The sequence below is a fragment of the Rhodococcus sp. NBC_00294 genome, assembly GCF_036163995.1.
Classification (GTDB): domain Bacteria; phylum Actinomycetota; class Actinomycetes; order Mycobacteriales; family Mycobacteriaceae; genus Rhodococcoides.
On sequence record NZ_CP108043.1, the window covers coordinates 4543760 to 4557170 of the forward strand.

A 13411-nucleotide genomic window follows, 5' to 3' on the forward strand; every position below is an offset into this window, starting at 1 on the left:
ATGACCGATCGCTTCACCATTTCCGGACTGACCAAGACGTACGGCAGCACGAAGGTCGTGGACGGTCTCGACATCGACATCGAGCAGGGCGAGTTCCTGGTTCTTCTCGGCCCGAGTGGCTGTGGAAAGACCACCACGCTGCGGTGCCTCGCGGGGCTCGAGACGCCCCAGGGCGGGCGTATCTCGTTCAAGGACAGGACGGTCTTCGACGCGGACCAGCGAGTCGACGTCCCCGCGCACAAGCGCAACATCGGCATGGTCTTCCAGTCCTACGCCCTGTGGCCGCACATGACGGTGCGCCGCAACATCAAGTACCCCCTCGACGTCCGCGGACTCACCAAGTCCTTCGGACCGGGAGCCGTCGAGGCAGCGGCCGACATGGTGGACTGCGGCGCACTGCTCGACCGGTATCCGTCGCAACTCAGTGGTGGCCAACAGCAGCGCGTGGCGGTCGCCCGCGGGCTGGTCGCGCGTCCGGACCTCATCCTCTTCGACGAGCCGCTCAGCAACCTCGATGCCCGGCTGCGCGATCAGGTCCGGTCCCAGATCCACCGCCTGCACCGCGAACTCGGGTTCACCGCCGTGTTCGTGACCCACGACCAGTCCGAGGCATTCGCACTGGGCGATCGTCTGGCCATCATGAAATCGGGTCGCATCGAGCAGCTCGACACGCCGTCGAGCGTGTTCGAGAACCCCGGCTCGGACTACGTCGCGGCATTCATCGGCATGGCCAACAAGCTCGAACTGCGCAGGGCGCACGACGGCTGGCAGACCTCCGCGGGTGACGCGATCGATCTCCGCGACTCGGTGGTCCGCGATCGTGCCGACGAGGGCGATTCCGCGGTCGCACGGCTGCGTCCGGACGACCTGCTCCTGCACCGCAGCATGGCCGAGGTTCCGCCCGGCCACGTCGGACTGCACGCCGCCCTCGTCGATCACGAGTACGGAGGTCGGCACTTCGATGTGACCGTGCGGTCCGGCGCCGAGACACTCACCCTGCGTGCGTCGGCCGCCGAGCACGGCCTCGCGCTGCGTTCGGCCGAGCCGGGTGACGCCGTGGTCGTCTCCTTCTCCCCCGCAGCGCTGCGGGTGTTCCCCTCGGCGCCCTCCACCGCGACCGCCGCGGACACCGCACCCGTCGCCGCAGCAGTGGGGAGCGCATCGTGACCGCCACCCTCACACCCCCCGACACCGACACGACGCCGCCGCCGGCGGGACGACGGTCACGGCTGACCGGCCCCTGGCGTGCCCGGCTCGGTTACGGCATTCTTCTCGCCGTTCTCGCCTATCTGGTCGTCCTCCCCATGGTGCGTCTGCAGATGCTCGCGTTCGAGGACGGAGCGCGGGGCTACCGCAGCCAGTACGGACGGTTCGACATCGCCCAGACACTGTGGACAACAGTGATTCTGGCGCTGGGATCGCTCGTCATCGCGCTCGTTCTCGGCACCCTGCTCGCCTACGCCGCGAGCCGCCTTCCGGCGCGACTCGGGTTCCTCAAGATGATTCCCATCCTGCCCATCGTGCTTCCCGCGGTCGCCAACATCGTCGGCTGGGCCTTCCTGCTGTCACCGGGACCCGGCTACCTCAATGTCGTACTGCGCGCGCTGCCCTGGTGGAGCGATCTCGAGAGCGGCCCCGTGGACGTCTACACGGTGCCGTGGATCGTCATCCTGACCGGATTCGGTCTGACGTCGTTCGTCTATCTCTTCGTGTCCTCGGGGATGGACAACATCAGTTCGGAGCACCTCGAGGCCGCTCGGATCAGCGGATCGTCCTCGATGGGTGTGTTCTTCCGTATCGTTCTCCCCCTGCTCCGTCCGTCGCTCATCTACGGCGGTGGTATCGCGTTCCTCCTCGGGCTCGGCCAGTTCACCGGACCACTCCTGTTGGGTCAGAACAGCGGAGTGAAGGTCCTCACCACCGAGATGTACCGGCGGGTGTCGGAATCACCGTCCGACTTCGCGGCCGCCGCAGCTGCCGGTTCACCCCTCGTCCTGTTCGGACTGGCGCTGGTTCTGGTGCAGAAGATGTTGCTGGGCAATCAGAGCCGGTTCGTCACTCACGGCGGCAAGGCGTTCTCCGCACCCTCGGGCCGCGGAACGTGGGCGGCCGTCACCATCAGTGTGTACGCCCTGTTCGCGCTGCTGATCCCCATCGTCGGACTCGTCATCGTGTCGCTGACCCCGTACTGGTCGGACACCCTGACCCTGGATCTGTTGACGCTGGACAACTTCCGGGCCCTCATCTCCGACGACGCGATCGTCTCGTCCGTACTCACCAGCATCCTCACGTCCCTCGCCGCGGTGGCCGTGTGCATCCCCATCGGGTACGTCATGGCCAACCTGTTGGTCCGCGGTCGTCGCTTCCGCGTCCTGGGCATGATCGGCGACTTCATCACCGCCCTGCCACTGGGTATCCCCGCGGTCATCTTCGGTGTGGGGTTCCTGCTCACGTACACCGAACCTCCGTTGATCCTCTACGGCACTCGCACGGTGATCGTGCTCGTCTACATCGTGCTGATGTTGCCGTTCTCGGTCCGACTGCAGATGACGGCGATGCTCGCGCTGGGCAACACCTACACCGAGGCCTCGGCCACCAGCGGCGCCTCGCCCGTGGTGACCAATCTTCGAATTCTGTTGCCACTCATGCGAGGAGCCATCTTCGGCGCCGTCGCCCTGATGTTCATCCTTCTGACTCACGAGTTCGCCGCCTCGCTGCTCGTCCGCGCCTCGACGACCCAGGTCATGGGCACCCTGCTCTACGACATGTGGCAGAACGGCTCGTACCCGCTCGTCGCGGCGATGGCGCTGCTCATGACCGCGGTGACCACCACGGGAGTCGCGATCGCCATGCTCGTCGGCGGTCGCAACGTCCTCAGCAAGCTCTGAAAGGCACACCATGCCCGAAGGCAGTACCCGTCTGACCGACAAGGTGATCCTCGTGACCGGCGCGACCGGCGGGATCGGTGTCGACATCGTGACGAGGCTGGCGTCCGAGGGAGCCAGCGTGATCGTCACCGATGTCGACCAGAGCGCCTGCGACGCAGCGGTGCACGCGCTGGAACGCCCCGACTCGCATCTGGCGTGCGCGCTGGACATCACCGACGAGGAGCAGTGGGCGGCGACCCTCGCCCTCGTGGAGGACCGTCACGGCACGCTCGACGCCGTCGTCAACAACGGTGCGATCGGATCGCTCGCCACCGTCGTCGACGAGACGGTGGAGCAGTATCGCCGCGTCGTCGAGGTGAGTCAGACCGGTACGTGGCTGGGGATGAAGCACGCCGGCGCCCTGATCGAGCGGACCGGCGGCGGATCGGTGGTCAACATCTGCTCCATCCTCGGCAGCGTCGGCGGACTGGGCAACAGCATCGCCTACGCCGCGGCGAAGGGTGCCGTGCGGACCATGACGAAGAACGCGGCGCTGCACTGGGCCCGCCTCGGGGTGCGGGTCAACTCGATCCACCCCGGTTTCATCGCGACCCCGCCACTGCTCGCGCGCTACGAGGGCACGCCGCGCCACGAGGCCATGCTGGCGGGCACGCCGATGGGACGACTGGGTTCCGGCGCGGAAGTCGCTGCCGCGGTGGCGTTCCTGGCCGGTGACGATGCACGCTTCGTGACCGGTACCGAGCTGTACGTCGACGGCGGGTGGACCGCCGCCTGAGTCTCAGGCGACGCTGAACACGTCGACGCCGTCCTGGTTCTCCACACGCAGCACGCCCCGGTGGACGTCCAGATCGAGGTGGGCCAGGGTCTCGCAGACCGCGACCATGCGATCGAACGTTCCGAGATCCGCGAACGGGCGATCACGACGGGTCCACGGAAGGCGCTCGGCCACATCGAGGCCGGTCGCCCGGGTCAGGTCGGCGACGACCGCACGGGTCGCCGCCAAGCGGCGGGCGTGGTGATCGAGGAGTTCGCGCACGCGCGCGTGCAGACCGACACCGGTGTCCCCGTGAGCGGGCAGCACCGTGCGATCCCGATCGTCGAGCATCATCTCCAACGACTGCAGGTAGTGCCCCAGGGGCAGGTCCCACTCACCGAGTTCGAATCCGATCGACGGGGTGATGGTCGGCAGAACGTGGTCGCCCGTGTAGCTGATGTCTCGGTCGAGATCGTGGAACACCATGTGGCCCTTGGTGTGGCCGGGCGTGTGCACCGCGGTCAACCGGTGTCCGGGGATGTCGAGGGCGCCCTCGGTGAGCCACGCGTCCGGCGGCTCCCAGTCGTCCGAGTCGAAGTCCTCGTCGCTGGTGTCCAGGCGAACCGCTCGCGCGATGTCGTCGGCGCCGGCCCGTTCCAGCTCACGCAGTGACGATGTCGGCATGTTGGAGGCCAGCTCCCCGATGGCGACGATCCCCGGCGCCTCGGCCGACCCGAGGTGGATGCGGCAGCCGTGTCGACGGCGGAGGTCGACGGCGAAGGTGTAGTGGTCACGGTGGACGTGAGTGACGAACACGTCGTGTACGTCGCCCGGTCGGCAACCGAATTCGGCCAGCGCGGTGGAGAACTCGTCGTACGTACCCGGCCGTCGCCATCCGCCGTCGATCAGCGCCAGGCCCCTGTCGGTCTCCAGGGCATAGACGTTGATGGCACGGAGTCCGTCGGACGGCATCTGCAGTGGCACCCGGTGGATGCCGTCCGCGATCCGAACGGATCCCGGATCGGACCACCGGGCGGTCACGAGGTGGTCGACGTGTCGGCGACCATGGTCCGCTCGTCGCCGTACCAGATCATCCGTCGCCCACGCATGGTTCCGACGTGCTCGACGGCGACCTTCCACTCCGGACTGGCGAGCGCGGTCTCGAGATCGTCGCGCGAGGCGAAGCTCAGAATGGACAGTCCGTCCCACCCGGCGCTGCGCTCGTCTATCGAGTGGACGATGTCGATGTGCTGCCACCGCAGCAGGCCCGGGAGCGGGTAGGTCACCTCCGCGTGCTCACCGCGCCACCACGTCATGAACTGCTCGTGCGTCCAGTCGTTCGGACGGGCGGCGAGAACCATCAGATCGAACATGATTTCCTCCAGGGTGTGGTCAACATGAATTCGGTTCGGTAGGGGTGGACGTGATCGACACGAATGGCCGAGCCGGGCTCAGCGCCCAGCGGTCAGGGGCGCACCATCTTGAGCACCGCGGTGGTGACGGTCTCGGCGATCTCGTCGAGGGTGGCGGGGCCGTTCGGCCGGTACCACCGCCACACGCTGATGACGAGGGCGAGGACCAGGCGTCCCACCGTCTTCGGATCTCCCTCGGCGAAGACCCCGTCGTCCATGCCACTGGCGATCAATCTCGTCCACCGACGCTCGATCTCCTGGACCAGCTCTCGGGACTGGAGACGCTCGGCCTCCTCCTTCCCCGACTGCCGCTCCGTCGCCAGAAGGTCCATGTGGTTCTGCAGGATCCGGCGCTGCAGAGCGTCCAGCGGCGAGGCCTGGAGAGCTCCCGCGACGGCGGCTCGCAGTGCCGCCTCCGGGTCGCTCCGGTCGGCCGTGGCCGCGTCGAAGCGCTCGACGGAATCCGCCAGTTCCAGACGCATGATGGTGAGCAGACAGTGCGCTTTGGATTCGAAGTAGTGGTAGAGCGCGGTCTGGCCTATTCCGACCTCGTCCGCCACCGACGCCCACTTGGTGTGGTCGTAGCCCACCCTGCCGAACTGCTCGATGGCGACGGTGAGAATACGAGACCGCTTGGAGCGCGGGCTCTCGCGGCGTGCCGTCGTTCCGACGCTCATCGCGGCACCCTCGAAGACTGGCCCGGCCGGCCTCCGGCCTCCCCGCAATGTGTCAGCATCGTGCTCATGTTACTCGTCCCGAGGTGAATTCGGATCGGGAACACCGGCGAGACGCGCTGCCATTCGCACGGCATCGGGTCGAGAGAGCTTCCCGACACGGTTCTGCGGCAGATCGTCCACAGCGAAGACGTACTCCGGCCAGTTGTGTCGTGGCACGCCGCGACGGGACAATCCGTCCGTCACCTCGGCCAGACCGAGAGCGCGTCCGTCGGTCACCACGAGGGCTCCGGCGCGCTCGGACAGCAGCTCGTCCGGGATCGGCACCACGCAGACCTGCACGATGCCGGGGACGCCGGCCACCGCCGCCTCGACCTCGTTGATGTCGATGTTGCGACCACCACGGATGATGATCTGCTTCTGCCTGCCCATCACGGTGATGGTGCCGTCGGTCGCCACCTCGACGAGGTCACCGGTCGGCAGGTATCCGTCGTCGGTCAGTGTCGGTGCCGCGACCTGTCCTCCCCGTGCGTACCCGACGAACATCGAGGGTCCGCGGACCTGCGCGTCACCGATCTCCCCGGTGCCCACGTCCTCCCCCGCACCGTTCACGGCCCGCACGATCGTGCCGGGGAACGGCCGTCCGTCCGTACCGAGGCGAAGTCGAGGATCGTCGTCCGGGGTCGCGGTCGTGTGACCGAGGCACTCCGACATGCCGAACACCCGGAGGAACGTCGTTCCCAGGAACTGCTCGGCCCGTTCGAGAGCCGACGCGTTCATGGGCCCGCCGCCGACCGTCATCGCCCGCATCCCCGCGAGTCGACCGGCCCCGTTCTCGACGAGGGACAGCTGCAGCGCCATCGTCGGCACCAGCATCGTCCAGCGGACGTCGTGGGCGGCCATCGCGTCGAGTGCGGCCGCCGGTGACCACTTGCCGATCGACACCATCGGTCCGCCCACGAACAGCGGCAGATACATCCCGAAACATGCTGCGGCGACGGAGGACAGGGGGACGAAGGCGCCCACCGCGTCGCCCGGCCGCAGACCCACGGCGTCCCTCGTGCACGAACAGGCGTAGCGCAGTGCGTCCTCGGACTGGACGACGCACTTCGGGCGACCGGTGGATCCGGAGGTCATCGCGATGACACTGCCTCCGTTCCAGCGCGACACACCTCGCGGATCACCACGGCGAGCACGCAGATGACGGTCACCGACCGCCGCGTCGCCCGACGGGAAGTCCTGGTCGGACACCCCCCACTGTTCGAGTGTGCGAAGGTCGGCCACCACCATGTCGGGGTCGACGTCCTCGACGGCGAGCACGAATTCCGATGCTGTGGCATGCGGGCTGAGCACGGCGACCACGCCTCCGCGCAGACCGACCGACAGTGCGGTGGCCACCGTCTGCCAGGTGTTGTCCGCCTGGATCAGCACAGTGGGAGGTGTGGGGTCGTGCTGTGCCATGTGCTCGGCTCCGCGTTCGGCGGCAGCCATCACGTCGGCCAGTCGATGGGTGCCGTGCAGGTCGATCACGGCGATCGCGTCGGGGTGTTCCCGGACGCGGTCTCGCAGTTCGAGCGCGAGAGTCTTCACTGACGGTGGTCCTTTCCGGCATCACGTTCTGGGGTGGGCTCGTCGGACGTGGTGGGCAGGAGCACGGTTCGGCCGGCGTCCTCCCCGGCACGCAGACGCGCATAGGCGTCGATCGCCTCGTCGAGAGGTCGCGTGGTCACCTCGGGCAGCAGCGCCCCGGACTCCGCGAGCGCCACCACCTCCACCAGATCCGCCCGACTGCCCCAGAAGGGGGCCGAGACCTGCCACCCGGCGGCGATCCCCCGGTTCTTGGCCACCGACACGGACCCTCCGGCGCCCCCCACCACGACGAGGCGTCCTCCGGGTACGAGCGTGGCCAGCCCCTCGGCCATCGTGTCGTCGCTGCCGACGAAGTCGAACACCACGTCGACGCCCCCGAGATCTCTCGTGGCAGAGGCCGCCTCGGCCAGTGACGAGTACACCGCGGCGGCGCCCATGGTCGTCGCGGATCTCCGAGCCGCGTCGCGCGGATCGACGGCCACCACGTGGCCGGCTCCCAGCAGCGACGCCATTCGGACCGCGAGGTGACCGAGACCGCCGACACCGACGATCGCGACCACGGCGTTCGAGTCGAGGAGGTCGGCCTGACCGCTGACGGCGTGATGCACGGTGGCGCCCGCATCGGCGAGGGGCGCTGCGAGTTCCGGTGCCAGGGAACCGGTGTCGACCAGCACCCCACCGTGCGGAACCACCATGTACTCGGCCAGTCCGCCCGGCGCGCCGAGGCCGTTGCCGATCACGGCGAGCCTGCCGTCGACCGGCCGCAGTGCCAGACAGTAGTTCTCCCGACCCCGGCGGCAGTTGCGGCAGGTTCTGCAGGACCACACGCCGTGGACGACCACGGACGATCCCACCGTGCTCCCGTCGGCATCGGGGCCGGCAGCGACGACGCGTCCGGCCACCTCGTGTCCCAGCGTGAGTGGCAACGGGTAGTCGAACCGTCCGGCCGGCGCATCGCAGACGGACAGATCGCTACGACACAGACCCGCCGCCGTGACTTCGAGCAGCAACTGCTCGCCCGTCGGTTCGGGAACGGGAATGTCCCGCAGCTCGGGAGCGGAGCCCCACTCGAGCAGTTGCACGGCCAGCATCAGCGCGCCGTCCAGCCGCCGTCGACCACCAGGGTGTGCCCGGTGACGTACGACGAGGCATCGGAGGCGAGAAACAGCACCGCGCCGTCCACCTCGCCCGCAGTACCCCCGCGACCGAGCATCGTGTTGCGCCGCACCCACCCGGCCGACTTCTCGTTCTCGAAGAGCCCGTCGGTCATCTCGGTGTCGAACCACCCGGGGACCACCGCGTTCACGCGGATCCGTCGTCGTCCCCACTGCCCGGCGAGTTCACGGGTCAGGCCGAGCACACCGGCCTTGGACGCCGCGTAACTCGCACCGCCGATGGGGGCGGTCGAGACGAGACCGACGACCGACGAGATGTTGACGATGGAGACCGGGGCGGAGTCCGGCGTCGTCGAGGCGACGTGCACCGCCAGGTGGAAGCCTGCGAGGAGGTTCACCTCCAGGATCGCCGAGAAGCCCTCCGCGGTCTCCTGTTCCGCGTCCGGCGGGCCGGGCATGCCGGCATTGTTGATCAGGATGTCCAGGCGCCCGGTCTCCTCGCGGCACCGATCCACCAACGCTCGACGGTCCTCGTCCGAGGTCACATCGCATCGCACGGGAACGAGGCCAGGGACCGTCTCCGCCACCGCGGCCAGACGATCCGCGCGGCGTGCCGCCGCGTACACCGTGGCTCCTGCGGCGGCGAGCGTACGGGCGAACCCGAGACCGAGACCGGACGACGCTCCGGTCACCACCGCAGTTCGACCGGTCAGATCGAACAGGGCACTGGGGGTCGGGGTGTCGTTCATGTCCGTCACGTCGTTGTCCTCCTCAGTAGACCGCGGTGCGGCCGCCGTCGACGGGAATGATGGCACCCGTCGTGTACGACGAGGCGTCACTCGCGAGATGTACGACGAGACCGGCGATCTCCTCGGGGCGACCCAGACGTCCCGACGGCAGCCGGTCGACGATCTTGCCGACGAACTCGTCGTCCCAGTGCTCGGCCATGTCCGTGGCAAATCCCCCGGGCATCACGCAGTTCACTCGCACGTGCGGCGCGTACTCCTGTGCGAACGCCATGGTCAGCGCATTGAGGCCGTTCTTGGCCGCGGCGTACATGGCTTCGGGCGGACTCGGTCGTACGGCGCCGATGCTCGAGATGTTGATGATCGACCCGCGCCCGGCGGCCGCCATCCGCGCTCCGGCCACTGCCATCAGCCTGAACGGACCCTTGAGGTTGACCTCGATGGTTTTGTCCCACAACCCTTCCGTCACTCCGACGAGGTTCTCGGACAGCGGTGCGATGCCGGCGTTGTTGACCACGACGTCGAGTGAGCCGAACTCGTCGACGATGGCGTCGACCGCGGGTTCGATCTCGTCCCAGCGACCGACGTGCAGAGCGTGGGCGTGAGCGCTGCCCACCGTCGACGGTCCGAGTGAGGCGACTGCTTCCTCGCACGCCTCGAGTTTGCGGCTGGACACCACGACGGTGGCTCCCGCGTCGCGCAGTCCACGAGCGATGGCGAGGCCGAGGCCGCGGCTCGCGCCGGTCACGAGAGCCACTCTGCCGGTGAGGGAATGCGTATCGGTCATCGGTACTTCTTCGTCTCGAGGCGGGCGATCGTGCGGAGATGCACCTCGCTGGGTCCGTCCGCGATCTGGAGGGCGCGGGTGATGGCGTGCAGGCGGGCCAGGACGAAATCGTCGCTGACCCCGGCCGCTCCGAACGTCTGGACAGCACGGTCGACCACCCTGTGCGCCACCTCCATCGCCGCGACCTTGATCGCGGCGACCTCGGAGCGCGCCGAGGCGTTGCCGCGGGTGTCCATCATCCAGGACGACTTCAGGACCAACAGTCGGATCTGGTCGATCTCGATACGACTGCGCGCGATCCACTCGCGGACGACGCCACGATCGGCGAGCGGGGCACCGAAGGCCACTCGGTCGAGGGAGCGTCGGCACATCATTTCCAGAGCGCGCTCGGCCATGCCGACTGCGCGCATGGCGTAGTGCATCCGGCCCGGGCCGAGACGACCCTGCGCGATGGCGAAACCGTCGCCCTCGGCTCCGAGCATGTTCGAGGCCGGCACCCGGACATCGGTGAACTGGACGTCGCCGTGCCCGAGACGGTCGTGGAAACCGAACATCGGGAGATCGCGCAGCACCTCGATGCCGGGACTGTCGGCCGGAACCAGGATCATGCTCTGCTGACGGTAGGTCGGACCGTCCGGATCCGACTTGCCCATGAAGATGATGAGCTTGCAGTCCGGGTCGAGAACGCCGGAGGTGTACCACTTTCGGCCGTTGAGCACGTACTCGTCACCGTCGCGCCGGATCGTCGAGGTGATGTTGGTGGCGTCGGAGCTGGCCACGGCCGGTTCGGTCATGGCGAACGCGGACCGGATCCGACAGTCGAGCAGGGGCTCGAGCCAGTCCTTCTTCTGCTCCTCGGTGCCGAACATGGCGAGGATCTCCATGTTGCCGGTGTCCGGGGCGGAGCAGTTGATGGCCTCGTTGCCGATGATCGAGCGCCCGACCACCTCGGCGAGAGGGGCGTACTCGAGGTTGGTGAGTCCGGCTCCGAGTCCGTCGTGCGTCATGAACAGGTTCCACAGTCCCTGCGAGCGCGCTGTCTCCTGCAGTTCGCGCATCACCGCCGGCTGCTCGTGCTTGTTCGTGTTCGCCGCGATCTGGGCGTCGTACACCTTCTCGGCGGGCAGAACATGGTCGGTCATGAATGTCTCGAGGGTCTCGAGCAGCGCGTCGGTACGAGCACTGTAGGAGAAGTCCACGGTTGGCCTCCTGGAGGGCGGATCGAGCGGGTGAATACGAGGACGAGGGAGCTCAGGCGAGCAGGGCGGTGCCGGTGTCGATGAGCCGAGAGATGGTGGCGGGCAGCTTCTCCTGGTCCGGATCGTGATGACGGCCCTCCCGGTGACGACGCAGATTGTGGCCCATGATGGCGGCCATCTTGAGTCGTCCCAGGGCGTCGAACCACGGCAGGTCGGGCAAGTCGCGTCCCGCACCGGCGTAGATCTCCACCAACTCGTCGGCGCTCGGCAGACCGGGGACGGACCGCCCGACACCGGGGAAGTTGTCGCCATCGGCGAAGACGAGGAACCACCCCAGCTCGACTCGGGGGTCGCCGACACTCCAGATCTCCCAGTCGATGAGCGCGACCGGCTCGGTGCCGTCCGCGATCAGGTTGCCCAGGCGGTAGTCACCGTGCACCAGCGTCGACGAGACCGCGTCCGGGACGCGGGCGCCGAGAAGGCTCAGGAGTCTGTCTCCGCCCTCCACCAGTTCCGGTGGAACGGCGCCCAGAGTGCGAGCCCACCGGGCGAGTTCGTCACCCGGTGTGAGTGTGGGACCGGCATCGGGCACAGCCCGGTGATCGACCGCGTGCAGCTCGGGCAGAACCGCCGCCGCACGCCGCATGCGCGCGGCCGCCAGCTCCGGGTCGACGGCCGGATCGTCCAGAACAGGCTCGAGCGACTCACCGCGGACGAATGTCATGGCGTACCAAGAGGGCTCGGTGTCGTCGACCATCACGATCGTGGGCACCGGCACCGACGTACCCGCGAGTTCCCGCATGATGGTCGCCTGCCGCAGCATGTCGTGGCGCCCGACGGGGCGCTGCCATGCGGGCACGGCCTTGACCACCAACTCGGCGTCGTCGGTCCGCACGCGGTAGGTCAGACCGGAGTGCCCGCCGAGGAGTGGATCGAAGCTGCGCAGCGATCCGAGGCCGCCGGCCTCGAGCTTCTCGGCGACGCGCTGCTGCAGTGCGGAGTGTGTCGTGTCGTCGGTGGTCACGGCCTCGGCTCTCGGGGAAGGCCGAGAACGCGCTCGGCGATGATGTTGTGTTGGATCTCGTCGGTGCCGCCGGCGATGCGGTATCCGGGTGCGCCCAGGACGTGTTCCGTCCAGGCGAACGTGCCCCATTCACCGGTGTCGGACACCAGATCGGAGCCCAGCATCCGGCGGACCGCCGCTGATGTTCGGGACATCGTGGTGGTCGCCAGCAGTTTGCCGACGGACGCCTCGGGGCCGGGATCGCGTCCGGAGACCACGACGCCGGCGACGCGCATGGCGGTGACGCGCTGAACATGGCTGTGCACAACGAGATCAGCAACCTGATCCAGCTCGATCTCGGTGAGGGGCCGACCCAGATTGCGCGCCAGTTCCACTGCCCGGTCGGCGTTCGCCAATCCGAGGTTGCCGCCATCGAGCCGTTCGGCCGCCAGCACGGTGAGAGCCACCTGCCATCCCTGTCCCTCCGGCCCGAGACGGTGCGCATCCGTCAGCCGCACGTTCTCGAGGTACACCTCGTTGAACGAGCTGCCGCCCGTCATCTGCCGAATGGGGCGGATGGTGACGCCCTCCGCGTCCATCGGGACCAGGAAGACGGTGAGGCCCTTGTGCTTCGGGACCGAGGAATCGGTGCGGCACACCGCCACTCCGATGTCCGAGACGGTGGCTCCCGACGTCCAGACCTTGTGGCCGTTCAGCACCCACCCGTCGTCGTCACGGACTGCGCGCGTACGGACTGAAGCGAGGTCGGAACCGGCCTCGGTCTCCGAGAAGAGTTGGCAGGCCATGAGGTCGGTGCGCAGCATCGCGCGCACGTACGTTGCGCGCTGATCCGGCGTGCCCCATTTCTCGATCGTGGGTGCCACCAATTGCTGTGTCACGGAGAACATCTCGGTGCGGCGCGGGACATCGAACCGGTCCTCCGCGCGGCGGAAGGCGAGTACGTGGGACAGCGGGAGATCTCGTCCACCGTATTCCGCGGGCCAGTCGAGCGGACCCCAGCCGGCGTCGAACTTCCGCCGTTCGTAGTCGCGGATGACGTCCGTGTGCCGGCGTTCCTCCTCGGGCGTCCAGTTCTCGAAGACGGCCACGGAGTCGGAGCCCTCGCCCCACGTCGTGCTGGTCCGCGGTGCGGCCACGCTGCTGAGCCACGCCGTCGCCTCGGCGGTGAATGCTCGGACGTCGGACGACACGGTGCTGGTACTCATGGACTGACCTCGCTGGT

General features: G+C 68.1%; 13 protein-coding genes. 3 read left to right on the forward strand and 10 right to left on the reverse strand.

Annotation, left to right across the window (positions count from 1 at the left end):
- The 3 genes from OHB23_RS21370 to OHB23_RS21380 all read left to right on the forward strand — a co-directional run bounded on the left by OHB23_RS21370 (position 1) and on the right by OHB23_RS21380 (position 3663).
- Complete coding sequence (locus OHB23_RS21370; RefSeq protein WP_222639902.1) at positions 1–1167, forward strand: ABC transporter ATP-binding protein; 1167 nt, start codon at positions 1–3, stop codon at positions 1165–1167.
- A 62-nt stretch (positions 1168–1229) separates the two neighbouring features.
- On the forward strand, positions 1230–2888 hold the full coding sequence (locus OHB23_RS21375) for an ABC transporter permease (RefSeq protein ID WP_027504422.1): 1659 nt from the start codon (positions 1230–1232) through the stop codon (positions 2886–2888).
- A 10-nt stretch (positions 2889–2898) separates the two neighbouring features.
- Positions 2899–3663 carry an SDR family NAD(P)-dependent oxidoreductase gene (locus OHB23_RS21380; RefSeq protein WP_328810381.1) on the forward strand — a complete coding sequence of 255 codons (765 nt, stop codon included), beginning with the start codon at positions 2899–2901 and terminating at the stop codon, positions 3661–3663.
- A 3-nt stretch (positions 3664–3666) separates the two neighbouring features.
- Here the strand turns inward: OHB23_RS21380 and OHB23_RS21385 are convergent, their stop codons facing one another.
- The 10 genes from OHB23_RS21385 to OHB23_RS21430 form a co-directional block, all read right to left on the reverse strand.
- Positions 3667–4683 (reverse strand): MBL fold metallo-hydrolase, encoded by a 1017-nt coding sequence (locus tag OHB23_RS21385; protein ID WP_442973000.1) that lies wholly within the window; start codon positions 4681–4683, stop codon positions 3667–3669.
- Positions 4680–5015, reverse strand: coding sequence for an EthD family reductase (locus OHB23_RS21390; RefSeq protein ID WP_027504425.1), 336 nt, complete (start codon positions 5013–5015; stop codon positions 4680–4682). Before OHB23_RS21390 ends, OHB23_RS21385 begins: the two co-directional genes overlap by 4 nt.
- A gap of 92 nt (positions 5016–5107) precedes the next feature.
- Entirely contained in the window at positions 5108–5731 is a 624-nt protein-coding gene (locus OHB23_RS21395) for a TetR/AcrR family transcriptional regulator (protein WP_027504426.1), read from the reverse strand.
- 69 nt (positions 5732–5800) lie between these two features.
- A complete protein-coding gene (locus OHB23_RS21400; RefSeq protein WP_027504427.1) occupies positions 5801–7318 on the reverse strand; it encodes a class I adenylate-forming enzyme family protein in 1518 nt (505 codons plus the stop codon).
- The gene (locus tag OHB23_RS21405) at positions 7315–8409 is read right to left on the reverse strand and encodes an alcohol dehydrogenase catalytic domain-containing protein (RefSeq protein WP_328810382.1); all 1095 of its coding nucleotides are present in this window, start codon (positions 8407–8409) and stop codon (positions 7315–7317) included. Before OHB23_RS21405 ends, OHB23_RS21400 begins: the two co-directional genes overlap by 4 nt.
- Positions 8409–9182 carry an SDR family NAD(P)-dependent oxidoreductase gene (locus OHB23_RS21410; RefSeq protein WP_328811687.1) on the reverse strand — a complete coding sequence of 258 codons (774 nt, stop codon included), beginning with the start codon at positions 9180–9182 and terminating at the stop codon, positions 8409–8411. Before OHB23_RS21410 ends, OHB23_RS21405 begins: the two co-directional genes overlap by 1 nt.
- Positions 9183–9204: 22 nt before the next feature.
- Complete coding sequence (locus OHB23_RS21415) at positions 9205–9966, reverse strand: SDR family NAD(P)-dependent oxidoreductase (RefSeq protein ID WP_328810383.1); 762 nt, start codon at positions 9964–9966, stop codon at positions 9205–9207.
- Positions 9963–11165: an acyl-CoA dehydrogenase family protein gene (locus OHB23_RS21420; RefSeq protein ID WP_328810384.1), complete on the reverse strand. Its 1203-nt coding sequence runs from the start codon at positions 11163–11165 to the stop codon at positions 9963–9965. Before OHB23_RS21420 ends, OHB23_RS21415 begins: the two co-directional genes overlap by 4 nt.
- Positions 11166–11217: 52 nt before the next feature.
- Positions 11218–12189 (reverse strand): phosphotransferase family protein, encoded by a 972-nt coding sequence (locus OHB23_RS21425; protein WP_328810385.1) that lies wholly within the window; start codon positions 12187–12189, stop codon positions 11218–11220.
- Positions 12186–13394 carry an acyl-CoA dehydrogenase family protein gene (locus OHB23_RS21430; protein ID WP_328810386.1) on the reverse strand — a complete coding sequence of 403 codons (1209 nt, stop codon included), beginning with the start codon at positions 13392–13394 and terminating at the stop codon, positions 12186–12188. The genes OHB23_RS21425 and OHB23_RS21430 overlap by 4 nt, the downstream gene beginning before the upstream one ends.
- Positions 13395–13411: the final 17 nt, after the last annotated feature.